Source organism: Actinokineospora lacus, from assembly GCF_053813445.1.
In genome coordinates, this window is sequence record NZ_JBQERA010000009.1 from 1 (window position 1) to 25,750 (window position 25,750).

Consider the following 25,750-nt stretch of genomic DNA (forward strand, 5'->3'; position numbering starts at 1 on the left):
GAAGGCTCCGGCTCCGCACAGGCATCCAACTACGAACGCGTCGTGAAGGCCTGCCTGGCGGTCTCCCGCTGCACCGGCATCACCGTCTGGGGCATCCGCGACACCGACTCCTGGCGCGCCTCGGGCACCCCGCTGCTGTTCGACGGCAGCGGCAACAAGAAGGCCGCCTACAACTCGGTCCTCACGGCGCTGAACGGCGGCACCCCGCCGCCCTCGACCACCACCCCGCCCACGACGACGACAACGCCCCCTCCCGGCGGCAGCTGCACCACGGCCTACGCCGAGGGCCAGAAGTGGAGTGACCGCTTCAACGGCCAGGTCACCGTCTCCGGCGCGAGCAACTGGGTGGTCACGGTCACCCTGTCCAGCCCGCAGCGGATCATCAACAGCTGGAACGCCAGCGTCAGCATGAGTTCCAACGGGCTGGTCATGACCGCGCGGCCCAACGGCAACGGCAACGTCTTCGGCTTCACCGTCCAGCACGGCGGCAACTGGAGCTGGCCACGGCTGAGCTGCGCCACCGGCTGACAGGCAACCCGACTGACAGGCAACCCAGCTGGCAGGCAACCCGGCTGGCAAGACCAACCGGCTGGCAGGACCCGCTGACAGATAAACCGGCTGGTACGCACGGGAGTGAGCGGTGTGGTCACCCACACCGTTCACTCCCGCGTGCGCTACTCCGCGCGCGAGAGCGACAGGGCGAAGCGGTTCTCCGGGTCGGTCCACCAGCTGTGCGCGGCGAAGCCCGCGGTGGCCAGGTCCTCGGTGATGCCCTCGCGGCGGAACTTCGCGGAGATCTCGGTGCGCAGCTCCTCCCCCTCGGCGAAGTCGACGGTCATGCCCAGCGCCGCGATCTCGACCCGCTGCGCCCGTGCCGCGCGCAGCCGCATCTCGACCCACTCCCGCTCCGCGTCCCACACCGCGACGTGCTCGAAGGCCGAGACGTCGAAGTCGGCGCGCAGCTCGCGGTTGAGCACGCGCAGGACGTTGCGGTTGAACTCCGCGGTCACCCCGGCCGCGTCGTCGTAGGCCCGCACCAGCGTCGCCGGGTCCTTCACCAGGTCGGTGCCCAGCAGCAGCCACTCCCCCGGCAGCAGCGTGCCACGCAGGGCGCCGAGGAACTTGGCGCGCTCGTCGGGCAGCAGGTTGCCGATCGTGCTGCCCAGGAACGCCACCAGCCGCGGCGGCTCACCGGGCACCAGGGCCAGGTGTTCGGTGAAGTCGCCGACCACCGCGTGCACCCCGACCCCCGGGTACTCCAGCGTCAGGGCGTCCGCGGCCGCGCGCAGGGCGGATTCGGAGACGTCCAGCGCCACGACCTGGTTCAGGCTGCCGTGCTCGCGCAGGGCGTTGAGCAGCAGCCGGGTCTTCTCCGAGGAGCCCGAGCCCAGCTCGACCAGCGTGTGCGCGCCGGTGGCCTCGGCGATGTCCGCCGCGTGCGCGGTCAGGATCGCGGCCTCGGCGCGGGTCGGGTAGTACTCGGGCAGGCGGGTGATCGCGTCGAACAGCTCGCTGCCGCGGGCGTCGTAGAACCACTTCGGTGGCAGGGACTTCGGGGTCGCCGCCAGCCCGGCGCGCACGTCGGCGGCGAGACCGCGGGCGGCGTGGTCGGCGGGCAGGTGGATCTCCACTGTGGACACGGCATGGCCTTCCGGGTCGGGCAGTGCGGTGATCCGCACGTCGGGATGTGGTTCGAGGGTGGCGGTCACCAGCAGGCGGTCCCCCAGGGACGTCCACCGGTCCGAGTCGTCCCACGGCTCGGAGGCCAGGACGACGGAGTCGCCGGTGCGCAGCACCGACAGCGAGTGCCACCAGGTCGTGGCCGCCAGCGCGCGGCCGTCGGTGAGCATGAGGTTGAGCCGGGACTCCGGCGCGCGGGTGGTGACGGCGGCGACGACCTCGGCCAGCGCGTCGCCGAGGCCGACCCCGGCGCGCAGCCGGTGGCGCACCAGCGCCCACAGCAGGGCGCTGTCGGTCGGCGCGTCCAGCGTCATCAGGTCGACGGTGGGCAGGGTCGCGGCCAGGTCGGCCACGCTCTCCGGCCAGCCCGCGACCACGCCGTTGTGGCTGAACAGCCAGTCCCCCTCGGCGAAGGGGGCGCAGGCGGTCTCCACCACCGGCATCCCGACGGTGGCCGAGCGGGCCGCGGCGAGCACGGCCCCGCTGGCGGTCGCCGCGGCCACCGAGGCGAACGAGGTGTCCGTCCACATCGGAACGGCGCGGCGGTGGCGGACGGGCCCGGCCTCGGTGTACCAGCCGACCCCGAAGCCGTCGGCGTTCACCGTCCCGCCCCCGCGCATGTCGGCCGGGGCCCAGCTCTGGCGCAGCAGACCCGACGGCGGCTCCAGCAGCAGCCGCGACAACGGCACGGCGGGGCCCAGGTACCCCAGGTGGCGGCACATCGTCAGCGCCGGTCCGCATCGCGGGCGCAGCGGAACCCGGCGAAGATCTGCCGCCGCACCGGGTGGTCCCAGTTGCGGAACGTGCCCCGCACCGCCGCCGCGTCGGTGCCGAACGACCCGCCGCGCAGCATCTTGTAGTCGCCCCGGAAGAACACCTCCGAGTACTCCTTGTACGGGAACGCCGCGAAACCCGGGTACGGCAGGAAGTCCGAGTCGCACCACTCCCACACGTCGCCGATCAGCTGGCGCACGCCCAGCGGCGACTCGCCCCTCGGGTACGCCCCCACCGGGGCGGGCCGCAGGTGCCGCTGGCCCAGGTTCGCGTGCTGGGGCCCCGGGTCGTCGTCGCCCCAGGGGTACCGGCGCGAGCGCCCGGTGGCCGGGTCGAACCGGGCCGCCTTCTCCCACTCGGCCTCGGTGGGCAGCCGCTTGCCCGCCCACCGCGCGTACGCCGCCGCCTCGTGGAAGCACACGTGCACCACCGGCTCGTCGGCCGGAACCGGTTCCACGACGCCGAACCGGGTGCGCAGCCAGCCGTCGCCGTCGCGCCTCCAGAACCGCGGGGCGCGCAGGTCCGCCTTCTGCCGGTGCGCCCAGCCCGCCGCCGACCACCAGCGCGGGTCGTCATACCCGCCCGCGTCGATGAAGGCGAGGTGGTCGCCGTTGCTGACCGGCACCGTGTCGATCCAGAACGGCGCCAGCTCCGCGGTGAAGGCGGGCCGCTCGTTGTCCAGCGCCCACGGCTCGGTCGAGGTGCCCATGGTGAACGGTCCACCCGGCACCAGCACCTCGGCTGCCGCGACCGGCGCGGCGGGCGGCGGCGCGGGCGCGTGCAGCACGGGTGCGCCCGCGCGGAGCTGGTGGGTGGCCAGCATGGTCTCGTCGTGCTGCTGCTCGTGCTGGACGATCATGCCGAAGGCGAACCCCCGCTCCACCAGGGGACTGCCCTCCAGCGGCGTGGTCTCCAGCACGTCGAGCACCTTGTCGCGGACCTCGCGGACGTAGCCGCGGGCCTCGACGGGGTTGAGCAGCGGCAGCGCGGGCCGGTCGGCGCGCGGGTGCTGGAAGGCGTCGTAGAGGTCGTCGATGTCGTGGCGGAGCGGCTCGCGCCCGCCGACATCGCGCACCAGCCACAGCTCCTCCTGGTTGCCGACGTGGGCGAGGTCCCACACCAGCGGCGACATGAGCTTTGAGTGCTGGCGCACCAGGTCGTCGTCATCGATGTCGGTGAGCGCCGTGCTGCGCTCGCGCGCCCGGCGCAGGTCGGCGGCCACGCGCTCGCGCAGCCGTTCGGCCTCGGTGTGCTCGGTACCGGTGGTCATGCCGGCCTCCCAGGAATCGTCAGTCGATCGGCGAGTCCGGCCAGCCGGGCGGTGGCCACGGCGGCGGCGCCCGGCGGCAGCCCCAGCCCCGGCAGCGCGCGCAGGCCCAGGTCCAGCACGGTGCGGGCGGCGGCGGCCGTCGGGGCGTCGGCCAGGCCGAGCCGGGCCGCGGGCAGCCACCGGTCGGCGACCGGCAGGCAGGCCCCGGCCACGGCGGCGACGGTGGCGGGCTCGGACATCAGGGCGGTCACCAGGGCCGCCGGGGTGATCCAGTCCGTGCCCTGCTGGGCGTCGAGGTAGCGCACCTCGAAGTACCCGTGCGGGCGGACCGGGGGGAACATCGTCGAGATGTGGTAGTCGAGGTCGGCGGTCGTGGGCTTGGTGGGCAGGGCGCCCGCTATCCAGTCGGCGAAGGTGACCCCGGCGGGCGCGTCCCAGGTGCCGTTGTCCCGCCGCACGCACAGCAGCGGGGTGTCGAGCACGTGACGGGCCCAGGTGCCCGCCGGGTCGTCGGTGATGGGAACGGGCCTGCTGCGCGCCGGGTCCACCCCGAGCACGGCACGGGTGCGTTCGGACACCCAGCCGGTGACGACTCCGGAAAGGACAGGTGAATTCCCGAACAACGCGACCAGCACCGGGCCGAGCGCGCTGAGCGCCGCCCACCGCACCACCACGTCGCCGGGCTCGCCGATGTCGAGGCAGACCTGCAGACCCGCGGTGGCGCACATCATCGTGATGCCGTCGGGGCCGATCGGCGCGAAGGCGCGCTCCATGGCCGCGTAGCGCGGGGTGTCGAGCAGGCGGGTGGGACGGCGGAACGGATCGGTGCCGTGGACGCCGAGGGTGAGTCCGGCCTCGTCGAGCCGGTGGGAGAGGAAGCGGTGGTCCGCGGTGACCGCATCGATGAGATCACCGAAGGCCGCGGCGGGCTGAGAGGAGATCTCGACTTGGCCGCCGGGTTCGAGGGTGACGATGGAACCGGCCGGTAGCGGCAGGTGCGGGCTGTCCGGTCGCAGGGTCTGCGGGGCGTGTGGGCCCAGGGCGGCGTCGAGGACGTCCGGGTCGAGCGGCCGCCGGGGATCGTCGCGGTGGTGGACGGTCCATTCCAGCTCGACACCGGTGAGCCGGGGTGGGCCGTGTTTGAAGCAGACCGAGGCCACGTACGCCTCGGCCTCCACTCGAGCGCGCAGCCGCCTGCCGTCAGGCTCAGCGGCTCCGCGGTCGCGGAGTGCGGTCACGTGGGTAATCCCTTCCGGGAACCATGCCGTAGCATCACGGCTTTGCGGTCGTTCCGAAGTTACACGCGGGCACCGACAGGCGCAGGCCGCCGGGATGGCGTGACACGCAATACGTACGTACGGATTGCTTCTTTTCCGGCCGACTGCCACGATCGCCCCATGCCCAGGGTCAGCCAGGACCACCTTGACGCGCGCCGCCGCCAGATTCTCGACGGCGCCCGATCCTGCTTCGCCCGGCACGGGTACGAAGGCGCCACAGTGCGCAGGCTCGAAGAAGCCACCGGCCTGTCCCGCGGCGCGATCTTCCACCACTTCCGCGACAAGGAGTCGCTGTTCCTCGCCCTCGCCGAGGACGACGTGCTGCGGATGACCGAGGTCGTCGCCGAGCAGGGCTTGGTCCAGGTGATGCGCGACCTGCTCGCCGCGCCCCCCGGGGCGGGCCACGGCGACGGGCCCGCCGACTGGCTCGGCACCCGCCTTGAGGTCTCCCGGCGGCTGCGCACCGACCCGGAGTTCCGCGCCCGCTGGGCCGAGCGCTCCGCCCAGCTGACCGGCGCCACGCGCAACCGCCTGCTGCGCCAGCGGGAGGCCGGAAACCTGCGCGACGACATCGATGTGACAGTGCTCACAGCATTTCTGGAGCTGGTGCTGGAGGGGCTGGTGTCCCATTTGGCCATGGGGCTGCCCGCCGACGACCTGGACGCCGTGCTGGACTTGGTCGAGGAGTCCGTGCGGAGGCACCGCAGGGCCACGTGATGCGGCGGTGGCTGCTGGCGGCCGCCTGCGCGCGGGTCGCCGACGAGATGGTCGGCGTGGCCGTCGTGCTGCTGGTGCTCGACCGGACCGGAAGTCCTTTGTTGGCCGGGGCGACGGTCACCGCGTACACCCTTCCGTCGGTGCTCTCGGGGCCCGTGCTGGGCGCCTGGCTGGACCGCACCGCGTATCGGCGGACTGTGCTGGCGGGCGGCGGCGCGCTGCTCGCGGTGGCCTGCGTGGGCCTGGTCACGATCGATGCGACCGCGTGGTCCTTTGTGCTGGCGGCCATGACGGGGTTCGCGCTGCCGCTGACCAGTGGCGGGTATTCCGGCCTCGTGCCGCGGCTGGTCCCCGAGGCGGGCCTCCCCCGGGCGAACGCGCTGGACGCGGCGGTGTTCAACACCGCGGCGATCGCGGGCCCGGCGCTGGCCGGGACGCTGGCGGCGGTCGTCTCCCCGGACGCGGCGGTCGGCGCGATCGCCGGGTTGGCACTGGTGGGCGCGGGCTCGACCGGCCTGCTGCCCGCCATGGCGCCGGAGGACCGCCCGCGAGCCGGTCTGCTGTCGACCGTGCGGGCCGGGCTGTCCCATTTGGTCAGGACGCCACCGCTGCGGGGAGCGACGCTGACCTCGGTGCTCAGCCTGGGGTCGGTCGGGGTCCTGGCGACGGCGCTGCCGCTGCGCGCGCAGGAGCTGGGCGTCGGGACGGCGGGGGCGGGGTGGCTGTGGGCGGCGCTGGAGGTCGGCTGCCTGGCGGCGACCGTGGCGTTCGGGAGGCGGCTGCGCGACCGGCGGGTCGATGTCGTGGTCTACGGGTGCACCGCGGCCTACGGGGTGGTGATGGTGACCTGGCCCCTGGCGGGGTCGATGACGGTGCTCGTGGGGCTGGTGCTGCTGGCGGGGCTGGTGGAGGGCTTGGCCCTGCCCGGGATCATGGCGACGCGGCAGCGGCACAGCCCGCCCGCGCTGCTGGCCCAGGTGGCCACGACGGGCGCGAGCCTGAAGATCGGCGGCTTCGCGGTGGGCGCCTCGGTGGGCGGGTGGCTGGTGCCCGCCGCCGGACCGGGCGCGGCGATCGCGGTGGTGGCGGTGGCCCAGCTGGCGGCGGCGGGGCTCGGGGCGCTGCTCGGGCGGGGGTGACCCGGCTCGCGGCGTGTCGGGTGGGTTTGTTTTGTGGGTCTGGGCGGGGGATTTGCCGCTCCGCGGAGAGCGGATGGGGTTCTGGCAGCCGGGAAGACGACCCATGGTCATCAGGACGCCCTAGAATGGGTCGGTTGGTCCATCCGTGCGAGGAGTGAGTGCCGGTCATGCGCGAGGCGCGGTCCCCCGGTCGCAGTAGCGAGCCGGGAGAGAGTCCCGGCCGGCATACCTATCCGGAAGCCGAGCGGGGTGCTTGGTGACCGGAGTTCTGTTGAGCGTGCTCGGGCTGCTGGCGGTGAGCGTCCTGACCGCGGGCACCGCCCTGTTCGTCGCCGCCGAGTTCTCCCTGACGACGCTGGAGCGCAGCCAGGTCGACCGGCACGCCGAGCGGGTCGGGGACCGGCGGGCGCTGGCGATCCAGAAGGCGCACCGGGGGTTGTCCTTCCAGCTCTCCGGGGCGCAGCTCGGCATCACGATCACCACGCTGGTGACCGGCTACATCGCCGAGCCCGCCATCGCCGAACTCATCGCGCCGGGGTTCACCGCGCTCGGGATGCCCGAGGCGGTGGCCAGGCCGGTGGCGCTCGTCGTCGCGCTGACGGTGGCGACCTCGCTGTCGATGGTCTTCGGCGAACTGGTGCCCAAGAACCTGGCCATCGCCCGGCCGCTGCCCACCGCGCGCGCGGTCACCATCCCGCAGATGGCGTTCACCTCCGCCCTGCGCTGGCTGATCCACGGGCTCAACTCCGCGGCGAACTGGGTGGTGCGGCGCCTGGGCGTCGAGCCGCAGGAGGAACTGCGCAGCGCCCGCTCGCCGCAGGAGCTGGGCGGGCTAGTCCGCTCCAGCGCCGCGTCGGGCACGCTCGACACCGAGACCGCGGCGCTGCTGAGCCGGTCGCTGCTGTTCGGCGACCGGGTGGCCGGTGAGCTGATGACGCCGCGGGTGCGGGTGAGCGCGCTGCGGGCCGACGCCTGCGTGCCCGAGCTGGTCGAGCTGGCGCTGGCCACCGGGCACTCCCGGTTCCCGGTGCACGGCGGCGACCTCGACGAGGTGCGCGGTGTCGTGCACGTCAAGCAGGTGTTCGCCGTCCCCGCGGGCCAGCGGGCCACCACCAGGGTGGGCTCGCTCGCCCGGCCGGTGCTGACGGTCCCGGAGACGCTGGAGGGCGACGCGCTGCTGGAGCGGCTGCGCGGGTCCGGCCTGCAGGTGGCGATCGTCGTCGACGAGTACGGCGGCACCGCGGGGCTGGTCACGCTGGAGGACCTGGTCGAGGAGATCGTCGGCGACGTGCGCGACGAGCACGACCGCGGCGAGGTCGCGCCCGTGCGCAGGCTGGGCCGGGACAGCTGGCTGGTCTCCGGGCTGCTGCGCGACGACGAGCTCGCCGAGGCCACCGGCTTCCGGATGCCCAGCGGCGAGTACGAGACGCTGGCGGGCCTGGTCGTGACCATGATGGGCCGCATCCCGGCGGTCAACGACGAGATCGCCCTGGACGGCTGGCGCGTCACCGTGCTGCGGATGGACCGGCACCGGGTGGCCGAGCTGAGGGTGGCCAGGGGAGCCGAGACATGACCGACCTGCTGGCCCTCGGCGCGACCCTGCTCCTGTTGCTGGGCAACGGCTTCTTCGTCGGCGCCGAGTTCGCCATCATCACCGCCCGCCACGACCGGCTGGAGGCGCTCTCGCGCGACGGGCACAAGCGCGCGGCCGTGGTGATCGAGGCGGGGCGCAGGCTGCCGCTGCTGATCGCGGGCGCGCAGCTGGGCATCACGGTGTGCTCGCTCGGCCTGGGCGCGCTGTCCGAGCCGGTGATCGCCGGGCTGCTGGAGGTGCCGCTGGGCGCGCTGGGGATGCCGAAGGCCGTGGTCCACGGCATCGCGTTCGCCTTCGCGCTGGCCATCGTCGTCACCCTGCACACGGTGATCGGCGAGATGGTGCCGAAGAACCTGGCCATCGCGGGCCCCGAGCGCGCGGCGATGGCGATGGTACCCGCGCACTACGCCTTCTGCCGGATGGTGCGCCCGCTGCTGGCGCTGTTCACCGCCGTGTCGACCTGGCTGCTCGGCCTGGCGAAGGTCGAGCCCAAGGACGAGGTGGAGAACTCCTACACCCACGACGAGCTGGCCACCCTGATCGCCGAGTCCCGCCGCGAGGGCCTGCTCGACGACTCCGAGCACCGCCGCATCACCCAGACCCTGTCCTCGGCGCGGCGCACCGTCGCCGAGGTCATGGTTCCCCTGGACCGCCTGACGATGCTGCCGTTCCCGCCCACGGTCGGCGACATCGCCGCCGCCGTGTCCGAGACCGGCTTCTCCCGCTTCCCGGTCCACCGCGACGGCGGCATCGACGGGTACGTGCACGTCAAGGACGTCCTCGACCAGGTCGACGCCGACCCGGCGACGGTGGTGCGGGTCCGCGACCTGCCCGAGGTCCCCGCCGACTCCCGCCTCGACGACGCCATGGCGGTGCTGCGGCGCGCCCAGAGCCACCTCGGCAAGGCGGTGGCGCCGGACCGCGCGGTGGTGGGCGTGGTGGCGCTGGAGGACCTGGTGGAGGAGTACGTCGGGCGCGTGCGCGACGGGACGCACGTCCGCAATGACTGAGGTCCTGCCCGAATCCGCCTGGCACGCGATGCGCTCGGCGCACCTCGACCGCGTGCGCCGGTGGACCGCGCCGCACGTGGACCGCCGCACCCGCGGCGAGAAGCACCCGGTGCTGGACTTCCTGTTCACCTACTACTCCCACCGCCCGGCCCGCCTGGAGCGCTGGCACCCGGGTCCGGGCGTGGCGCTGGCGGGGCCGTCGGCGCGGGAATACCTGTCCTGGCCCGGTTATGCCGAGACCCCCGACGGCGTGAGCGTCGACCTCGCCGCGATTCCCGAGGCACGTCTGCGCACCGCCGAGTTCGTCCGCGCCCTGCTGTCGGCCACCCTGTCCCGCCCACCCCGCCTCGGCTGCTTCGGCCTGCACGAGTGGGCCATGGTCTACCGCACCCCCGAGGTCCGCCACGCCTGGCCGCTGCGGCTGGGTCCACAGGGGACCGACTCCGTCGTGGAAACCCAGACCATCCGCTGCGGCCACTACGACGCGTACCGCTTCTTCACCCCGGACGCGGGCCCGTTGAACACCGTCAACCCCACTCGTGAGTCCCAAGTGGACAATGAGCAGCCTGGCTGCCTGCACGCGGGCATGGACCTCTACAAGTGGTCCTACAAGCTGGACCCCTACACCCCGTCCGCCCTCACCGCGGACTGCTTCGCCCTGGCCGCCGACATCCGCGAACTCGACATGCGCGCCAGCCCGTACGACCTCGCCGACCTCGGCTACCCCCCGGTCCGCATCGAGACCGAGCGCGGCCGCGCCGACTACGTCCGCGCCCAGTCCGCCTTCGCCGAACGCGCCGCTCCCCTGCGCGGGCGGCTCATCGACCTGTGCGACACGCTGCTGCGCGCCCACGCCGCCCTCTGAGCTGTTCGGCACCGCGGCGCGCGGGAACCCGGCCACAATGCTTCTGTGAACGCGATCTTCGTCAACTACCGGCAGAACCGGCGGCCCTCGGGACTGCGGCCGCACGCGCAGGTCGTCGAGGCGGTCGCCGATCGGTTGCGGTGGCACTTCGGCGCGGGGGCGGTCTTCCTGGACACCGGGATGCGGGCGGCGACCCGGTACCCCGACGAGCTGCGCGAGCGGCTCGCGGGCAGCGAGCTGGTGGTCGCGGTGATCCACCGGGAGTGGCTGGCGGACCTGCGCGACCGCGAGGGTGAGCTGGACTGGGTGCGCCACGAGCTGGCCACCGCGCTGGAGCAGGGCAAGCCGGTTTTGCCGGTGCTGCTGGCGGACGCCCGGCTGCCCGAGTCGGGCGAGTTGCCGCCGGAGCTGGCCGAGCTGGCGAAGTGCCAGGCGCACGCGGTTCGGTTCGGGCAGTGGGAGCACGACATCGGCACGCTGCTCGCGGTGATCGAGGGGCACGTGGCCGCGGAGGCGCTTCCGACGCCGGAGCCGGACCCGCGCCCGCGCGGGCGGTGGCGGACGGCGATGGCGCAGGCCGCACTGGCGGGCGCGGTGGTGCCGGTGGCGGTGGTGCACCAGGCCACCGCCGACCGGGTGGTCTGGCTGACGGCGCTCGCGGTGGTCCTGGTGGCGCTGCTGGTGGTCGCCTGGGGCACAGCGGCGCTCGTCCACGCGCTGCGCAAGCCGATCGACGGGATGGACCGGGCCTGGACCAGGCGGCCCGGCGACGAGAGGACCAACGCGGTGGTCGGGGCGACCATCGCCGGGCTGGCCGTGATCGTGCTGCTGACCAGCGACATGCCCGCCGACCTGCGGCTCGCCGCGCTGGGCGTGGTCGTGGTGGCCACGATGGGGCTGGCGACGCAGTGGATCAACCACCGAGAGAAGGCGCTGGCCTGGCCGCGCGCCTGGCTGGCCGCCACCCCGTCCTCGATCCGCGGGGAGCTGGCCATGGTCGGCGCCCACCTCGCCCGACAGGGGCCGATCTCGCGGTCCGACCGGGACAAGGCCGAGTACGTGCTGGCGCAGATCGCCGACCGGCTGGGCGCGGTGCGCGCGCAGCAGGACCTGCGGCGGTGGGCGTGGCTGCGGGTGTCCTCGCCCCTGGTCACCCTGCCGCACGCCGCCCTCTTCGGCGCCGCGCTCGGGACCACCGTGGGCGCGGCGGTCATGCACTGGCAGGCAGGCGGCCCGCTGTGGCCCGCGCTGGGGTGGGCGGCGGCGGGTGTGGTCGCGGCCGTCGGCTGCCAGCTGGGCGCGGTCGACACCTCCTACCGGCTGGCGCGCTGGCGCAGGCGGGCCGTCCTGGACACCGCGCCCGCGGAGTTGGCCGCGCTGCGGGAGCTACTGGCCCGGAGGACGCGCTTCTAGGATGCGCCCATGCTGAAAGTGGTGGTGGCCCTGGTGCTGCTGGTGAGCGGATGCGCGGCGGTGGGCGGCGAGGACCTCGTCAAGGCGATCACCGGGTAGGCGGGCCGGGCCCCGAACTCGTCCGGGTTTGAGACTGCCTGGTCGCCGTTGTCCAACGTGGACGGTGCGCGCATGTCGGCCGGCTCGAAGCCGGTCCTGATCCCCACCCGGAAGGATTGCGCCGCGCGCGGGACGTCCGATACGGTAGGGGACATGACTGCCGGGTCGGCCTTTGGCCGCGAGCGAAACGGTTGCCCGGCCCTGACGTGATCAGGGCCCCTCCCGCCCCACCGAGTGTCGTTTTCGGACACCAGGGGAAGGGAGGTGAGAATACACATGTTCCCATCGGTGGACGACGTCTTCGTCGGCACCGTCGTCCAGGTCGTGCCCTTCGGCTCCTTCATCGAGCACCCGGAGGGCCCGCACGGCCTGCTGCACGGCGAGTCCCTTGAAGTCGGCACCCAGATCGAGGTCCGCGTCCTGCACGCCGACCCCGACAAGCAGCGTTTCAGCCTCGCGAAGGCGTGAGCGCGCAAGGGCCTCCGGCAGCCGTACACTGCCGGAGGCCCGCGCTCAGTCTAGCGCCCTGATCCCCCTGTCGATGGAGACGCGTTTTCGTCAACCACTTTTCTTCACCTCAATATTGCCAATCTTGTTGCTCTGTCCCATCGTTAGCGACCCCGTCATCGAACCGTCGATGTGCACGTTGTTCTGCACGATCGCCTGCACCTGTTGCTCCAACGCCGCGACGAGAAACCCGGCGTCCGACAGCATGGTGCTGACAGCCCGGAGCGCCTGCGTGTGCATGATTTTGAGGTACCGGTCGATGTCGAGCCGCTGGAAGTAGTTGGTCACGACCGGAGTAGCGGCGAACTCCCTCAAACTGTGAAGAGCACCGAATCGATCGGGGTTGGATGTGACGCCGTCCCGCAAAACCTCCGGTAGGGCGAACAACCGAACGATGTTTCCAAAGAGGTCAGCCGGAAAAGTCAGGAGATCACCGATCGCCGCCACGATCCCCCTGAAAGGGGTGTACTCGACGCTATCGATCTTGCGAAATTCAGTGTCGATGGGCAACAGAACGCAGGGTGTCCACTCGATGTACAAAGCAGACTCGTGCATCGCGAGGTGCAGGTACACTGAAAGGATGAGCTCTCGGTCCCAAGTCTCTACCGTAAACTTGCGATAGTGGCGCGCCCACTCGATGGGCTCATCGCGCAAGGCCAGAGCACGATCGCGAGAAATATGACTGTACGGACGATGAACCGAGCTCTCGATGTACGGGGTTGTCTCATCATCGTCCACACGCTCGATCAGCTCATCGGAGCCGATCACCACGATGTCCTCGGAAACCAGTCTGCGTAACCGGGCACTGGGGGACAGCGGACGCGCAGTGCGGAGCTGCTCAATTTCCAAAGTGATGCAATCCATCAGCCGCGCAGTGGACAACGTCAGTTGCTCAGAGGCCTGCGGCTTGCGCTCCAAGGGAACAGCCATTGACCAGGCTTGGTAGGGATTCCCCCACCGACAAAGGGGTTGTAGCCGCGATAAACCACCAGAGGCACCAGGTCCGTAGCATCCGTATCGGAGACGGTGACCGACTTCTTTTCCCGGAGGTAGCGGTCCTCAATCTGCGCCATATACTCGTCACTGAGGCACTGTAGGGCCAAATCTTGCCTGGTCACGACCGATGCTTGAGTACCCGGACGGCGCTGGAACGTCTCGGCGATGAGCTTGTAGACCGCGATACGGTTGGCCGAGTACACGCCGAGGAGCGCGGCGAGCACCAGAAAGAAGGCCCACGAAGGCGCGAGATCGTCAATATCGAGTCCAAGGACCACTATGGTCGCGAGAACGAGGAAGACCACCGAGGCCGCTCTCACGGCGCCCGCTCGGGGAACACCTGGTTCCGACCCGAACCACGTACCCATGCGAGAGAGTAGCGTTGGGATGGCGAGCAGGAACCACAAGACCAGTCCAGTGGGCCACAGCAGGGCGAGGGCAAACGCGGCGCACAAACTGACTGACGCGACAATCCGCACTCGCACTCGTGCTGCGACCGCCTCGGCGAGCACTGCGCTCGCGTTCACCCCTGGCGATGGCGCGGTAGCCCGCGTCGATTCGGTCAGCATCTCCGCGACCACAGCGTCTGCATAGTTCGGGTTCAGATGTGCAGCGGCACAGAGGTAGCGGGTGATGTCGTCGCGGTCGGCAACCGATGCGTCGCTACCGGAGGTGTCGACGGTGTGCTCGTTCAGCACGGCCATTCGTGGCGTTCCTTTCCCGCGATGAAAAGTATGTGCTGGGCTCAACCGTGGGCGCCAACTCTCAATCTAGCGCCCTGATGCCGCTGCTGATGGCCGCCAGCCGCGGCCCCAACTCCGCGAGCCCGGCCACTGATTCGGCCAATGTGGACAGTTCCGGCTGGATCTCACGCCAGAGCGGGCCGACGGCGGACGCGGCGGGCTCGGCGGGCTCACGCACCTGCGCGGCGATCTGGCCGAGGCACACGTCGGTCATCGCGTGCCGGGGCACGAGCGCGGCGTGCGCCTTCAGCAGCGCCCGCACCTCGGCGATCTCGGCGGCCAGGCGGGCCCGCGGCGTCGCGGGCGAGACGTTGATGTCGTTCACCCGGACCGAGCCGCCGCTTTGGATCAGCGGTCCGGTCATCGAACCGCCGATGTCCACCCGGTTGGTCACTGAGCGGGGTTCCACGGATCAGCCGCCTTTCACGTTGATGTCACGGATGGTGTTGTGCGCGCCCATCACCAGTGAGCCGCTCATCGACCCGCCGATGTGGACGCTGTTCTGCACCACGGCCTGCGCCTGCTGCTCCAGCGACGCGCTCAGGTAGCCCGCCTCGGCCAGCAGGCCGCCGACGGCGCGGATCGCGCGCGTGTGCAGGATCTTGAGGTAGCGGTCGACGTCGAGGCGCTGGAAGTAGGTGCGCACGCCCTCGTCGGCGGCGAACTCGCGCAGGCTGCGCAGCGCGCCGTACTTGTCGGGGTTCACCAGGCCGCGCTCCACCTTGAGCGGGCGGGCCACGGTGAACAGCCGGGAGATGCCCGCGGGCAGGTCGGCCGGGAACCGGAGCAGGTCGACCACGGCCTGCCCGACCGCGCGGCCGACGGAGTAGTGCCGGGTGTCGATGTCCCGGAAGGTGTCGTTGATGGGCCGCAGCACGCACGGGGTCCACTCGATGTACAAAGTGGACTCGTCCATGGCCACGTGCAGGTAGACCGACAGGATCAGGTCGTGGTCCCAGGTCAGCACGGTGAACCGGCGGAAGTGGCGGGCCCACTCCACGGGGTTGTCGCGCAGCACCATCGCGCGGGCGCGCGAGATGTGGGTGTAGGGGCGGTGACCGGGGTCCCTGAGGAACGGCTGACCGTCCTCGGCGCCCAGGTGCTCGACCAGCTCGTCGGAGCTGATCAGGACCACGTCCTCGGACATCAGCCTGCGCAGCCGCCCGCTGGGCGAGAGCGGGCCGGACTTGCGCAGCCGCTCGACCTCCCGGCTGATGCTGTCGAGCAGCCGCGCCGTGGACAGCGTCTGGTACTCGCTCGCCAGCGGGTCGCGCTCCAGCGGGATCGCCATGGACCACGGCCGGAACGGGCCCCCGGCGCCGACGAAGGGCTCGTAGCCGCGGTGCACGACGACCGGCACCCAGTCCGCGGCGTCGGTCTCGTTCGGGGGGCCGACCACGGCCGCCTCGCTCGGGGCGACGAAGCGGTCGTCGGTCAGGTACCGCTCCTTGACCCGCTGGGTGAGCCCCTGGCTGAACGAGAGCAGCGGGGAGTCCAGCCGGGCCGACGGCGAGGGCTGCGCCCCGTTGCGCCGCTGGAACCGGGTCGCGATCAGCCGGTTGACCGCGACCCCGGTTGGCGATCAGCACTACCAGCAGCGAGACGAGCACGAGCAGCGCCAGCGGGCTCGGCTCGACATCACCGTCCTGGAACCCGAGCAGCACGATCAGGACGAGGGCGGCGATCACCACCGCCGCGCCCGAGCGGATGCCGACGCCACGCGCGCTGCGCCCGCCCCTGACCCACCGGACCACCTTGGCCACGAGCAGCGGGCTGGACACGCCGAACCAGACGGCCAGCCCGGCGGGCCACAGCAGCGCCAGCACGACGGCCGTCACCAGCGCGGCGGCCGCGACCAGCCGCACCCGCACCCGCGCGGCGACCGCCTCGGTGAGCACCGCCCCGGCGTCGATGCCCAGCGAGGGCGCGGTGGCCCTGGTCGGCTCGACCAGCATCTCGGCGACAGCGGACTCCGCGTAGTCCGGGCTCAGGTGGGCCGCGGCGCAGAGGAAGCGGGTGCTGTCGTCACGGTCGGGCACGGGAGCGGCGACGCGGGGTATGAAATCGGTGCGCTCGACTTGGGCGACCATCCCGGCGGTCCTTTCACAGAGCGGAGCACTGTGTGTACGGACTGCGACGCTAGCGCCAACTCACCCGAATGCCCGGGACCGGCGTGGTTTTGTCACCTCATTGTCCTAAAGCGGCTGTCCAGTGGTGTGAGACCCCTAGGCGTAGGCGTCCAGCGGGGGGCAGGAGCAGACGAGGTTGCGGTCGCCCTTGGCCCCGTCGATGCGGCGCACCGGCGGCCACACCTTCGCCGCCGTCGAGCCGGTCGGGAACGCGGCCTCCTCGCGGCTGTAGGCGTGGTCCCACTTGGCCGCGATGGACGCCGCCGTGTGCGGGGCGTTGACCAGCGGGTTGTCCCCGGCGGGCCACACCCCGCCCGCCACCTTGTCCACCTCGGACTTGATGGCGATCATGGCCGCGCAGAAGCGGTCCAGCTCGGCCAGGTCCTCGCTCTCGGTGGGCTCGACCATCAGCGTGCCCGCCACCGGGAAGCTCATGGTCGGGGCGTGCAGGCCGTAGTCGGCCAGGCGCTTGGCGACGTCGTCGACGCTGATGCCGGTGGCCTTGGTCAGCGGGCGCAGGTCGAGGATGCACTCGTGGGCGACGAAGCCGCCCTTGCCGGTGTAGAGCACCGGGTAGTGCTCGTCGAGCCTGCGGGCGACGTAGTTGGCCGCCGCGACCGCGGTCAGGGTGGCCCGGCGCAGGCCGTCGGCGCCCATCATCCGCACGTACGCCCAGGAGATCGGCAGGATCGACGCGCTGCCCCACGGCGCGGCGCTGATCGGGCCGACGCCGGTGGCCGGGCCCGCCGCGGGCTGCAGCGGGTGGTTGGGCAGGAACTCGGCCAGGTGCGCGCGCACGCCGATCGGGCCGACGCCGGGGCCGCCGCCGCCGTGCGGGATGCAGAAGGTCTTGTGCAGGTTCAGGTGCGAGACGTCCGAGCCGAACTTGCCGTAGCGGGCCAGGCCGATCAGGGCGTTGAGGTTGGCGCCGTCGACGTAGACCTGGCCGCCCGCGTCGTGGACCAGGCCGCACACCTCGCGCACGGTGTCCTCGTACACCCCGTGCGTCGAGGGGTAGGTGATCATGATGGCGGCGAGGTCGTCGCGGTGGGCCTCGACGGTGGCGCGCAGGTGCTCCATGTCGATGTTGCCCGAGCTGTCGCACTTGACCACGACCACGCGCATCCCGGCCATGACCGCGCTGGCGGCGTTGGTGCCGTGCGCGCTCGACGGGATCAGGCACACGTCGCGCTCGCCGTGGCCCTGCGAGCGGTGGTACGCCCGGATCGCCAGCAGGCCCGCGAACTCGCCCTGGCTGCCCGCGTTGGGCTGCAGGCTGACCGCGTCGTAGCCGGTGACCGCGGCCAGCCAGCCCGTCAGGTCATCGATGACCCGCAGCATCCCGGGCGCGTCCTCGACGGGCGCGAACGGGTGCAGCTCGGCGAAGCCGGGCCAGGTGATCGGCTCCATCTCCGCGGTGGCGTTGAGCTTCATCGTGCACGAGCCCAGCGGGATCATGCTGCGGTCGAGCGCGACGTCCTTGTCCGACAGCGCGCGCAGGTACCGCAGCAGCGCGGTCTCGGAGTGGTGGGTGGAGAACACCGGGTGGGTCAGGTAGTCGCTGGTCCGCAGCAGGGCGCCGGGCAGCGCGTCGGCCACCGTCTCGTCGAGGGCGTCGGGGTCGCCGGAGACCCCGAAGGCCGCCCACACCGCGCGCAGGTGGGCGCGGGTGGTGGTCTCGCCGGTGGCGATGCCGACGTGGTCGGCGTCGACCAGGCGCAGGTTGACCTCCCGCTCCCGGGCCGCGGCGACGATGTCGGCGGCGCGGCCGGGGACGCGGGCCAGCACGGTGTCGAAGAAGCCGTCGTGGACGACCTCGACGCCACCGGCGCGCAGCCCGCCCGCCAGGACGGCGGCCATGCGGTGCACCCGGGTCGCGATGCCGCGCAGGCCCAGGGGGCCGTGGTAGACGGCGTACATCGAGGCGACCACGGCCAGCAGGACCTGCGCGGTGCAGATGTTGGAGGTGGCCTTCTCCCGGCGGATGTGCTGCTCACGGGTCTGCAGCGCCAGCCGGTAGGCCAGGTTGCCGTCGGCGTCGGTGCTCACGCCGACCAAGCGGCCGGGCAGCTGCCGCTCCAGCCCGGCGGCGACGGCCATGTACCCGGCGTGCGGGCCGCCGAAGCCCATCGGCACGCCGAAGCGCTGGGTGGTGCCGACGACGACGTCCGCGCCGATCTCGCCGGGCGCGCGCAGCAGCGTCAGCGCCAGCAGGTCGGCGGCCACGGCGGCCTTCGCGCCGCGCGAGTGCGCCTCGGCGATCAGCTCGGCGTGGTCGCGCACCACCCCGGAGGCCCCGGGGTAGGACAGCAGCACGCCGAAGAACTCACCGTCGGGCAGGCCGTCGGCCAGGTCGGCGACGACGACCTCGATGCCCAGCGGCTCGGCGCGGGTCCGCACGACCGCGATGGTCTGGGGGAAGGTGTCGGCGTCCACGACGAACCGGTTCGACTTGGACCGCCCGCCCCGGCGCAGCAGCGTCATCGCCTCGGCGGCGGCGGTGGACTCGTCCAGCATGGACGCGTTCGCGGTGGGCAGGCCGACCAGCTCGGCGACCATCGTCTGGAAGTTGAGCAGCGCCTCGAGCCTGCCCTGGCTGATCTCGGGCTGGTACGGGGTGTAGGCGGTGTACCAGGCCGGGCTCTCCAGCACGTTGCGGCGGATGACCGGCGGGGTGACCGTGCCGTAGTACCCCAGACCGATCATCGGCGCGAGAGTGCGGTTCGACGCGGCCAGCGCGCGCAGCTCGGCCAGCGCCTCGGCCTCGGTGGCGGGCTCGGGCAGGTCCAGCCGCAGGCCGTCCTCCCGGATGGCGGCGGGCACGGTGTGCTCGGCCAGCTCCTCCAAGGAGCCGACGCCGACGGTGTCGAGGATGCGGGCCAGCTCGGCGGGCCGCGGGCCGATGTGGCGCTCGGCGAACGGGGTGCCGTGCTCCAGCGCGGCGAGGGGGACGCGGTCGCTCGTCATCGGCAAGCTCCTCAGGCAGTCGGGGTTCGGGCAGTCGGGTTCGGGCCCACGGACGTCAGTCGCCCGGTGGCCCTCCCCCTCTGTCCGTGCCCGGTACCCGGGCGCCTGAGAGCTTCACCCGCTGCAGCGGGCTTGCACCTTCGGCGGGGCCCTGCCGGAGGTGACCGGCGGGCTCGCTTTCCAGAGGTGTCTCCCCCATGCGGTCCTGGGTGCCTGAGAGGTTCCGGGGAGGATTTGCTCCTTCGGCGCCGAACCGGCCTGGTGGGGCCGGTCGGACTCTCCCGCGCGGGATCGGCGACGTCGCTGAGTCTAGCCCCAGCCGGGTGACCTGCCCGCTCACCGGTTGCGGTGGCGGGCGTCACAGCTCATCCTGCCGTTCGGGCCTTGCGGCGCTGGGCGAGTTCGTCGTCGGAGATGACCGCGCCGTCGGCCCGCTCGGAGGGGAACTCATGAATGGTGCCGGTGATCTCCCGGATGGCGCCGCTGACCGCGATGCCGAACACGCCCTGGCCGCCGCGCAGCAGGTCGACGACCTCCTCGGGCGAGGTGCACTCGTAGACCGTGGTCCCGTCGCTGAACAGGGTGATCCTCGCCAGGTCGCGCACCCCCCTGCGGCGCAGGTGCTCCACCGCGACGCGGATGTTCTGCAGCGACACACCGGTGTCCAGCAGCCGCTTGACGACCTTGAGGACCAGCACGTCCTTGAACGAGTACAGCCGCTGCGACCCCGATCCGTGGGCGCTGCGGATGGTGGGCACCACCAGGTCGGTGCGCGCCCAGTAGTCGAGCTGGCGGTAGGTGATGCCCGCGATCTGGCAGGCCGCTGACCCGCGGTAGCCCACCAACTCGTCCGGCAGCGACGCGTCCGGGAACAACTCGCCCTGCTCGGCGCCGTCCGGCTGACCCGCCGTGGTGGACCCGTGTTCCAACACGCCTGCCTCCCCTCGACCGGTCTGGCGACCGGCGAACGAGACCGCCCGTTCCGCTGGTGGGAACGCCTCGGCCGCGCCGTTTCGCGGAGGTGGGCTCGCACGCCCGGCGCGAATCGGCTCGTCCCCGACGGTAAGACGACCCCGCCCAGGGGTCAACGCGACGCGCGGACAACCGGCGAACCGCACGGTGAGAGAAGCAGGATGCCGCATTGTGGATGGATGTGCCATCGCACCGCGACCGACGCCCCCACACCGGACCGGGCGAGGTCTCCCCCGGTCAACGCGGTGCGCGTGCAACCGGTCTAGGTGTCAGCGCCCCGGAAGTCCTCCGGGGAGATCGAGTCGAGGAACTCGCGGAACTTCTCCACCTCGTCCTCCTGCTCGTCCGGGATGACCAGGCCCGCTTCCTGCAGCACCGCGTCCTCCGCGTGGATGGGCACGCCCACCCGCAGCGCGAGCGCCACGGAGTCACTCGGCCTGGCCGAGACCCGGATGTCGCCGTCGAAGACCAGCTCGGCGTAGAAGGTGCCTTCTCGCAGGTCGGTGATCCGGACCTGCTCCAGTTCGCGGCCCAAGGCGCCGATGACGTCCTTGAGCAGGTCATGGGTCAACGGCCGGGCAGGCCGCACCCCCTGCTGCTCCAGCGCGATCGCGGTGGCCTCCACCGACCCGATCCAGATGGGCAGGTACCGATCACCGTCGGTCTCACGCAACAACAGGATCGGCTGGTTGGCGGGTAGCTCCACCCGCACGCCCACCACGCGCATCTCGCTGCTCATCGGGCTCGCCTCCCTCCGCTCGCTGGGGCTCCGGCGTCCCGTCTTCACCGAGCATCGCTTATCGCCTGGCCCCGACGCTACCCGCCAAGCTGCCACCATGCCCGACAAATCCCGGGCCCCGGCACGCAGATCCGGTCACAATCCGCGCAGGCCCACACCAAGGTTCTCGATCACTCACCGGTGACCCGGCGCAATCCGGACTTCACCAGCAGGGTATGCAAACCCACTGACAGTCCGGCCAGTTCCCGCGCCTGCTCCCCGGCCTTCGCCCGGTCGCGCTGGCGGTACAGCGGCGCGACCACCTGTTCGAGCAGCCCCAGCTCGCGGTCGGCCGCCGCCCGGAAGGCGCGCAGGTGCCGGGGCTCGATGCCGAACCCGCCCAGGGCGGCGGCGATCCGCACCACCTGCACGCCGTCGGTGTCGAAACAGCCGCTGGGGTCCGGGCGCACCAGGCCGTACTGCTCCAGCTCGGTCAGCAGCGCCGACGGCACGCCCGTGTGGGCCAGCACGTCCTCGCGGGTGAGCCGGTCGCCCGCGGGCTCGTCCAAGCCGATGACGGGCATCCTGCCGCGCTTGGGGACCGCGGTCAGCGCGGGCAGGGTCGCCCCGGCGTCCAGGCGCTCGCGGATGACCTTCAGCGGCAGGTAGTGGTCGCGCTGGGCGGCCAGGACGAACCGCAGCCGGGCGATGTCGGCCTCGGAGAAGCGGCGGTAGCCCGCCGCCGTGCGCTCGGGGCTGAGCAGCCCCTCGGCCTCCAGGAACCGAATCTTGGAGATGGTGACGTCGGGAAATTCCGGGCGCAGCCGGGCCAGCACCGCGCCGATGGTCGATCCGTCCCGCGTCGGTTGCCCGACGATGGTCACCAGTGTTACGCGCCCGCGCTCGGCCCGGTCAGGAACACCAGGCGGAACTTGCCGATCTGCACCTCGTCGCCACCGGCCAGCACGGCCTGGTCCACGGGCTCGCGGTTGACGTAGGTGCCGTTGAGGCTGCCCACGTCGATCACCACGAACTCCCCGCCCTCGCGGCGGAACTCAGCGTGCCGCCGAGAGACGGTGACGTCGTCGAGGAAGATGTCGCTGTCGGGGTGGCGCCCGGCGCTGGTGGTGTCCCGGTCCAGCAGGAAGCGCGAGCCCGCGTTCGGACCGCGCTTGACCACCAGCAGGGCCGAGCCGTGCGGCAGGGCGTCGACACCGGCGACGGCGGGCTCGGGCGCCTTGGGGGGCGCGGCCTCAGCGTCGGCCAGGAAATCGGCCCGGAACACCGACGTCCGCTCGGGAGACTGCTCCGGCGGGATTCCAGGCCCGTCGTTGGTGCTCACGTGAGCTCTCCTCCTGCTGGGTCGACTGGCGTTGAACAGTGCCAACGTACCGTGCGCGATCAGCGGAGGTGAGGGTGGCTCCCCCGCAGGCACGCACGCGCGGGGGAAGATCGTCTCACGGTGTCGCGGGCAGCCGCAGGGCCCCTCGGGTCTGCGCGATGTAGAGCAGTCCGGACCACAGGAACAGCAGCCCGCCCCAAATGGCCAGCGCGTAGGCGAAGGGCCGGGCGATCTCCGCGGCCGTCGAGCCGCCCTGGGCCAACAGGAGCAGCGGGAACGCGTACATCAGGTTGAACGTGGCGGCCTTGCCGACGTAGGTGACCTCGGGCGGGCCGAACCCGTTGCGGCGCAGCAGCGCGATGCACACGGCCACGAGCAGGTCGCGGCCCACCAGCACCGCGGCCACCCACCACGGGACGATGTCGCGCACGACGAAGGCGATGATCGCGGCCAGCGTGTAGAGCCGGTCGGCGGCCGGGTCCAGCAGCACCCCGAGCTTCGAGGTCTGGTCGAGCCATCGGGCGATCTTGCCGTCGAGCCAGTCGGTGAACCCGCCGACGACCAGGATGGCGATGGCCCAGCCGTCGGCCTTGGGGACCAGCAGCAGGTACAGGAACACCGGGACGCCCGCGAGGCGCAGGACGCTCAGGGCGTTCGGGATCGTCCATATTCGGTCTGCTGGTTGGGACACGCGCGCAGCGTATCGGCCCCGGTCAGCCGGGTATGGGGGACCGGGAGAAGACGTCGACCAGGGTGCGGCAGAAGGCGGGCAGGTCGTCGGGCTTGCGGCTGGAGACCAGCGTCGACGCCCGCCCCTGGCACACCACGACCTCGGCGTCGACCCAGTCGCCGCCCGCGTTGCGGATGTCGGTGCGCAGGCTCGGCCACGAGGTCATCCTGCGGTCGCGCACGACGTCGGCCTCCACCAGCGTCCATGGCCCGTGGCATATCACCGCGACCGGTTTGCCCTGCTCGAAGAACGACTTGGCGAAGGCGACCGCGTCGCCGTCCATGCGCAGGAAGTCGGGGTTGGCCACGCCGCCGGGCAGGACCAGCGCGTCGAAGTCCTCGGCCGAGGTGTCCTTCGCGGCCCGGTCGACGGCGAAGGTCCCGGCCTTGTCCAGGTGGTTGAACGCCTGCACGCGCCCCTGGTCGGTGGACACCAGCTCCGGCACGCCGCCCGCTTCCCGGACGGCCTTCCACGGTTCGGTCAGCTCAACCTGCTCGGTGCCTTCGGAGGCGACGAGGAACGCGACGCGGCGATCGGTCAGGGAAGGCATGGCTCTCCTTCGGTGCGTGGGAGTCCTTTCGCGGAGGGTGTCCAGGAGCGGCCCCGCTCAACCGTCCGGGCTAGCGTGGCGGCTGTGGACCTTGTGGAACGGCTGGTCGCGACGGTGGGCAGCGCGCACGTGCTGACCGATCCGGGCCCGCGCGCGGCGTACGAGACCGACTGGACGGGCCGGTTCACCGGGTCGGCGTCGGCGGTGGTGCGCCCCGGCTCCCGCGACGAGGTCGCCGCGGTGCTCGCGCTGTGCTCGGCGGCCGGGGTCGGCGTGGTCCCGCAGGGCGGCAACACCGGGCTGGTGGGCGGCGGGGTGCCGCGCTCGGGCGAGGTCGTGCTGAGCACGGCCCGGCTGACCGAGCTGGGCGCCGTCGACCCGGCGTCCGGCCAGGTCACCGCGGGCGCCGGGGTGCCGCTGGCGGCGCTGCGGGCGCACGCGGCGGCGGCCGGGCTGGACTTCGCCGTCGACATCGCCGCGCGCGACTCGGCGACGGTGGGCGGGATGGTGGCCACCAACGCGGGCGGGCTGCGGGTGGTGCGGTGGGGGCCGATGCGCGACCAGGTGGCCGGGGTGGAGGCGGTGCTGGCCGACGGGCGGGTGATCGGGTCACTGGCCGGGCTGGAGAAGGACAGCACCGGCTACGACCTGGCCGGGGCGCTGGTGGGCAGCGAGGGGACGCTGGCGGTGGTCACCGCCGTGCGGCTGCGGCTGGTCCCGGCGAGCGCGCGCCGGGCGACCGCGGTGCTGGCGCTGCCGTCCACCGCCGCGGCGGTCGCCGCGATCGCCGCGCTGCGCGGGCCGCTGCTGACCTCGGTGGAGGTCGTCTTCGACGACGGGGTGCGGATGGTGTGCGCGCACCGGGAGATCCCGCCGCCGTTCCCCCGGGCGTACCCGGTGTACCTGCTGGTGGAGTACGCCGACGACCACGACCCGACCGAGGCGCTCGGCGCGGTCGTCGCCGGGCTGCCCGACGTGCTCGACACCGCCCTGGCCGTGGACGAGACGGGCAGGCGCGGCCTCTGGGCCTACCGCGAGGGCCACACCGAGGCGGTCAGCGCCCTCGGCGTCCCGGTGAAGCTCGACGTCGCGGTGCCCCCGACCCGGGCGGCGGAGTTCGAGGCCGCGGTGCGCGCCGCCGTCGCCGAGACCGCGCGCGGCGCCCGGCTGGTCCTCTTCGGCCACCTCGCCGAGGGCAACTTCCACGTCAACGTCGTCGGCGCCCCCGACGAGCACGCCGTCACCGACGCGGTGCTGCGCGCGGTCGCGGGCTTCGGCGGGTCCATCTCCGCCGAGCACGGCGTCGGCGTCGCCAAGGCCCCCTGGCTGCACCTGACCCGCACCCAGGCCGAACGCGACCTCTACGCCGCCATCAAGGGCGCGTGGGACCCGGCGGGCATCCTCAACCCGGGCGTCCTGGTCACTCCCCGGTGAACGTGGGCGGGCGGCGGGCCAGGAACGCCTGCACGGCCTCGCCGAGGTCCTTGCTGGGCAGGAAGGCGGCGTTCCAGGTGGCGACGTAGCGCAGGCCGTCGGCGACGCGGCGCTCGCGGTCGTGGTTGAGCACGTCCTTGGTGCCCTGCACGACGAGCGGCGGGTTGGCCGCGATGTCGGCGGCCATGGCGCGCGCGGCCGCCAGCAGCTCGCCCTGGTCGGGGTAGACGTCGTTGACCAGGCCGATGCGCTCGGCGCGGGCGGCGTCGATGTCGCGGCCGGTGTAGGCCAGCTCGCGGACGTGGCCCTCGCCGATGATGCCCGCCAGGCGCTGGAGGCTGCCGAGGTCGGCGACGATGGCCACCTTGACCTCGCGCACGCTGAACTTGGCCTCGGCGCTGGCCAGGCGGACGTCGGCCGCGGCGATGACGTCGACGCCGCCACCGATGCACCAGCCGCTGACGGCGGCGATCACCGGCTTGCGGCAGGCCGCCACCGAGGTCACCGCCTCCTGCAGCGCGCGGATCTGGTCGAGGAACCGGGTGCGCGGGGCCGCGAGCGCCTCGCCGCCGAGCAGGTCGCCCCAGGACGGCATCATGGCGGGGAGGTCGAGCCCGTAGGAGAAGTGCGCCCCGCTGCCGGTGAGCACGACCGCGCGGACCTCGGGGTCGGCGTCGAGCGCGGTGAAGACCACGGGGAGCTCGCGCCAGAAGTCCGGGCCCATGGCGTTGCCCTTGCCGGGGCCGAGCAGCGTCACCTCGGCGACGTGGTCGGCGATGTCGACCTTGAGCGAAACCAGGTTCTCCGTCATGCGGCAATTATTA

General features: G+C 72.4%; 25 protein-coding genes, 1 pseudogene and 2 riboswitches. Of the genes and pseudogenes, 10 read left to right on the forward strand and 16 right to left on the reverse strand.

The features are described from left to right. A partial coding sequence (locus tag ACTG9Q_RS22150) for an endo-1,4-beta-xylanase (protein WP_455574773.1) occupies positions 1-528 on the forward strand: 528 nt, incomplete at its 5' end. A gap of 146 nt (positions 529-674) precedes the next feature. Here the strand turns inward: ACTG9Q_RS22150 and egtD are convergent. From egtD to egtA, 4 genes and pseudogenes are all read right to left on the reverse strand, one after another. Next, positions 675-1,640: an L-histidine N(alpha)-methyltransferase gene (egtD, locus tag ACTG9Q_RS22155; protein WP_455575048.1), complete on the reverse strand. Its 966-nt coding sequence runs from the start codon at positions 1,638-1,640 to the stop codon at positions 675-677. A gap of 45 nt (positions 1,641-1,685) precedes the next feature. After that, positions 1,686-2,402, reverse strand: a pseudogene (gene egtC / locus ACTG9Q_RS22160) (ergothioneine biosynthesis protein EgtC); the annotation flags it as partial. Positions 2,403-2,404: 2 nt separating this feature from the next. Beyond that, positions 2,405-3,724, reverse strand: coding sequence for an ergothioneine biosynthesis protein EgtB (gene egtB / locus ACTG9Q_RS22165; RefSeq protein WP_455574774.1), 1,320 nt, complete (start codon positions 3,722-3,724; stop codon positions 2,405-2,407). Continuing rightward, positions 3,721-4,962 (reverse strand): ergothioneine biosynthesis glutamate--cysteine ligase EgtA, encoded by a 1,242-nt coding sequence (gene egtA, locus ACTG9Q_RS22170; RefSeq protein ID WP_455574775.1) that lies wholly within the window; start codon positions 4,960-4,962, stop codon positions 3,721-3,723. Before egtA ends, egtB begins: the two co-directional genes overlap by 4 nt. Positions 4,963-5,121: 159 nt before the next feature. On the opposite strand from egtA, the gene ACTG9Q_RS22175 reads away from it, so the two are divergent. The 7 genes from ACTG9Q_RS22175 to ACTG9Q_RS22205 all read left to right on the forward strand — a co-directional run bounded on the left by ACTG9Q_RS22175 (position 5,122) and on the right by ACTG9Q_RS22205 (position 12,306). After that, the gene (locus ACTG9Q_RS22175; RefSeq protein ID WP_455574776.1) at positions 5,122-5,718 is read left to right on the forward strand and encodes a TetR/AcrR family transcriptional regulator; all 597 of its coding nucleotides are present in this window, start codon (positions 5,122-5,124) and stop codon (positions 5,716-5,718) included. After that, entirely contained in the window at positions 5,718-6,857 is a 1,140-nt protein-coding gene (locus ACTG9Q_RS22180) for an MFS transporter (protein ID WP_455574777.1), read from the forward strand. Before ACTG9Q_RS22175 ends, ACTG9Q_RS22180 begins: the two co-directional genes overlap by 1 nt. A gap of 256 nt (positions 6,858-7,113) precedes the next feature. After that, positions 7,114-8,430 (forward strand): hemolysin family protein, encoded by a 1,317-nt coding sequence (locus ACTG9Q_RS22185; protein WP_455574778.1) that lies wholly within the window; start codon positions 7,114-7,116, stop codon positions 8,428-8,430. Further along, on the forward strand, positions 8,427-9,461 hold the full coding sequence (locus tag ACTG9Q_RS22190; RefSeq protein WP_455574779.1) for a hemolysin family protein: 1,035 nt from the start codon (positions 8,427-8,429) through the stop codon (positions 9,459-9,461). Before ACTG9Q_RS22185 ends, ACTG9Q_RS22190 begins: the two co-directional genes overlap by 4 nt. Continuing rightward, positions 9,454-10,326 (forward strand): 3-methyladenine DNA glycosylase, encoded by an 873-nt coding sequence (locus tag ACTG9Q_RS22195; RefSeq protein WP_455574780.1) that lies wholly within the window; start codon positions 9,454-9,456, stop codon positions 10,324-10,326. The genes ACTG9Q_RS22190 and ACTG9Q_RS22195 overlap by 8 nt, the downstream gene beginning before the upstream one ends. 45 nt (positions 10,327-10,371) lie before the next feature. Continuing rightward, the gene (locus tag ACTG9Q_RS22200; RefSeq protein WP_455574781.1) at positions 10,372-11,739 is read left to right on the forward strand and encodes a TIR domain-containing protein; all 1,368 of its coding nucleotides are present in this window, start codon (positions 10,372-10,374) and stop codon (positions 11,737-11,739) included. 375 nt (positions 11,740-12,114) lie between these two features. Next, positions 12,115-12,306 (forward strand): S1 RNA-binding domain-containing protein, encoded by a 192-nt coding sequence (locus tag ACTG9Q_RS22205; protein ID WP_455574782.1) that lies wholly within the window; start codon positions 12,115-12,117, stop codon positions 12,304-12,306. 90 nt (positions 12,307-12,396) lie between these two features. Here the strand turns inward: ACTG9Q_RS22205 and ACTG9Q_RS22210 are convergent, their stop codons facing one another. The 4 genes from ACTG9Q_RS22210 to ACTG9Q_RS22225 form a co-directional block, all read right to left on the reverse strand. Then, the gene (locus tag ACTG9Q_RS22210) at positions 12,397-13,275 is read right to left on the reverse strand and encodes a hypothetical protein (protein ID WP_455574783.1); all 879 of its coding nucleotides are present in this window, start codon (positions 13,273-13,275) and stop codon (positions 12,397-12,399) included. Further along, complete coding sequence (locus ACTG9Q_RS22215; protein WP_455574784.1) at positions 13,230-14,045, reverse strand: hypothetical protein; 816 nt, start codon at positions 14,043-14,045, stop codon at positions 13,230-13,232. The genes ACTG9Q_RS22210 and ACTG9Q_RS22215 overlap by 46 nt, the downstream gene beginning before the upstream one ends. Positions 14,046-14,106: 61 nt before the next feature. Then, positions 14,107-14,478 carry a hypothetical protein gene (locus tag ACTG9Q_RS22220; RefSeq protein ID WP_455574785.1) on the reverse strand — a complete coding sequence of 124 codons (372 nt, stop codon included), beginning with the start codon at positions 14,476-14,478 and terminating at the stop codon, positions 14,107-14,109. An 18-nt stretch (positions 14,479-14,496) separates the two neighbouring features. After that, entirely contained in the window at positions 14,497-15,483 is a 987-nt protein-coding gene (locus tag ACTG9Q_RS22225) for a hypothetical protein (RefSeq protein WP_455574786.1), read from the reverse strand. A 176-nt stretch (positions 15,484-15,659) separates the two neighbouring features. On the opposite strand from ACTG9Q_RS22225, the gene ACTG9Q_RS22230 reads away from it, so the two are divergent. Further along, positions 15,660-16,064 carry a hypothetical protein gene (locus ACTG9Q_RS22230; protein WP_455574787.1) on the forward strand — a complete coding sequence of 135 codons (405 nt, stop codon included), beginning with the start codon at positions 15,660-15,662 and terminating at the stop codon, positions 16,062-16,064. 245 nt (positions 16,065-16,309) lie between these two features. Here the strand turns inward: ACTG9Q_RS22230 and gcvP are convergent, their stop codons facing one another. The 7 genes from gcvP to ACTG9Q_RS22265 all read right to left on the reverse strand — a co-directional run bounded on the left by gcvP (position 16,310) and on the right by ACTG9Q_RS22265 (position 23,492). Continuing rightward, on the reverse strand, positions 16,310-19,180 hold the full coding sequence (gene gcvP, locus ACTG9Q_RS22235) for an aminomethyl-transferring glycine dehydrogenase (protein WP_455574788.1): 2,871 nt from the start codon (positions 19,178-19,180) through the stop codon (positions 16,310-16,312). 70 nt (positions 19,181-19,250) lie between these two features. Then, a riboswitch (glycine riboswitch) is annotated at positions 19,251-19,370 on the reverse strand. After that, positions 19,371-19,474, reverse strand: a riboswitch (glycine riboswitch). It abuts the riboswitch before it with no gap. Between the two features lie 71 nt (positions 19,475-19,545). Next, positions 19,546-20,112: a MerR family transcriptional regulator gene (locus tag ACTG9Q_RS22240; protein WP_455574789.1), complete on the reverse strand. Its 567-nt coding sequence runs from the start codon at positions 20,110-20,112 to the stop codon at positions 19,546-19,548. A 302-nt stretch (positions 20,113-20,414) separates the two neighbouring features. Then, entirely contained in the window at positions 20,415-20,891 is a 477-nt protein-coding gene (locus ACTG9Q_RS22245) for a bifunctional nuclease family protein (protein ID WP_455574790.1), read from the reverse strand. A gap of 170 nt (positions 20,892-21,061) precedes the next feature. Continuing rightward, a complete protein-coding gene (gene ftsR / locus ACTG9Q_RS22250) occupies positions 21,062-21,754 on the reverse strand; it encodes a transcriptional regulator FtsR (protein ID WP_455574791.1) in 693 nt (230 codons plus the stop codon). A 5-nt stretch (positions 21,755-21,759) separates the two neighbouring features. After that, positions 21,760-22,212 carry a glycogen accumulation regulator GarA gene (gene garA / locus ACTG9Q_RS22255; protein WP_455574792.1) on the reverse strand — a complete coding sequence of 151 codons (453 nt, stop codon included), beginning with the start codon at positions 22,210-22,212 and terminating at the stop codon, positions 21,760-21,762. 115 nt (positions 22,213-22,327) lie between these two features. Further along, positions 22,328-22,903 carry a CDP-alcohol phosphatidyltransferase family protein gene (locus ACTG9Q_RS22260; RefSeq protein WP_455574793.1) on the reverse strand — a complete coding sequence of 192 codons (576 nt, stop codon included), beginning with the start codon at positions 22,901-22,903 and terminating at the stop codon, positions 22,328-22,330. A gap of 22 nt (positions 22,904-22,925) precedes the next feature. Next, entirely contained in the window at positions 22,926-23,492 is a 567-nt protein-coding gene (locus ACTG9Q_RS22265) for a type 1 glutamine amidotransferase domain-containing protein (RefSeq protein ID WP_455574794.1), read from the reverse strand. An 84-nt stretch (positions 23,493-23,576) separates the two neighbouring features. Here ACTG9Q_RS22265 and ACTG9Q_RS22270 point away from each other — a divergent pair, with 84 nt between their 5' ends. Next, positions 23,577-24,926, forward strand: a complete 1,350-nt coding sequence (locus tag ACTG9Q_RS22270) for an FAD-binding oxidoreductase (RefSeq protein ID WP_455574795.1) — start codon at positions 23,577-23,579, stop codon at positions 24,924-24,926. Here ACTG9Q_RS22270 and ACTG9Q_RS22275 read toward each other — a convergent pair. After that, positions 24,913-25,737 carry a crotonase/enoyl-CoA hydratase family protein gene (locus ACTG9Q_RS22275; protein ID WP_455574796.1) on the reverse strand — a complete coding sequence of 275 codons (825 nt, stop codon included), beginning with the start codon at positions 25,735-25,737 and terminating at the stop codon, positions 24,913-24,915. The genes ACTG9Q_RS22270 and ACTG9Q_RS22275 overlap by 14 nt on opposite strands. Positions 25,738-25,750: the final 13 nt, after the last annotated feature.

Excerpts from the sequence above, each read along its gene's own strand:
- egtB (WP_455574774.1), bottom strand. The coding sequence starts at position 3,724 with ATGACCACCGGTACCGAGCACACCGAGGCCGAACGGCTGCGCGAGCGC.
- ACTG9Q_RS22175 (WP_455574776.1), top strand. The coding sequence starts at position 5,122 with ATGCCCAGGGTCAGCCAGGACCACCTTGACGCGCGCCGCCGCCAGATT.
- ACTG9Q_RS22180 (WP_455574777.1), top strand. The coding sequence starts at position 5,718 with ATGCGGCGGTGGCTGCTGGCGGCCGCCTGCGCGCGGGTCGCCGACGAG.
- ACTG9Q_RS22190 (WP_455574779.1), top strand. The coding sequence starts at position 8,427 with ATGACCGACCTGCTGGCCCTCGGCGCGACCCTGCTCCTGTTGCTGGGC.
- ACTG9Q_RS22195 (WP_455574780.1), top strand. The coding sequence starts at position 9,454 with ATGACTGAGGTCCTGCCCGAATCCGCCTGGCACGCGATGCGCTCGGCG.
- ACTG9Q_RS22205 (WP_455574782.1), top strand. The coding sequence starts at position 12,115 with ATGTTCCCATCGGTGGACGACGTCTTCGTCGGCACCGTCGTCCAGGTC.
- ACTG9Q_RS22210 (WP_455574783.1), bottom strand. The coding sequence starts at position 13,275 with ATGGCTGTTCCCTTGGAGCGCAAGCCGCAGGCCTCTGAGCAACTGACG.
- ACTG9Q_RS22215 (WP_455574784.1), bottom strand. The coding sequence starts at position 14,045 with ATGGCCGTGCTGAACGAGCACACCGTCGACACCTCCGGTAGCGACGCA.
- gcvP (WP_455574788.1), bottom strand. The coding sequence starts at position 19,180 with ATGACGAGCGACCGCGTCCCCCTCGCCGCGCTGGAGCACGGCACCCCG.
- ACTG9Q_RS22245 (WP_455574790.1), bottom strand. The coding sequence starts at position 20,891 with ATGAGCAGCGAGATGCGCGTGGTGGGCGTGCGGGTGGAGCTACCCGCC.
- ACTG9Q_RS22265 (WP_455574794.1), bottom strand. The coding sequence starts at position 23,492 with ATGCCTTCCCTGACCGATCGCCGCGTCGCGTTCCTCGTCGCCTCCGAA.
- ACTG9Q_RS22275 (WP_455574796.1), bottom strand. The coding sequence starts at position 25,737 with ATGACGGAGAACCTGGTTTCGCTCAAGGTCGACATCGCCGACCACGTC.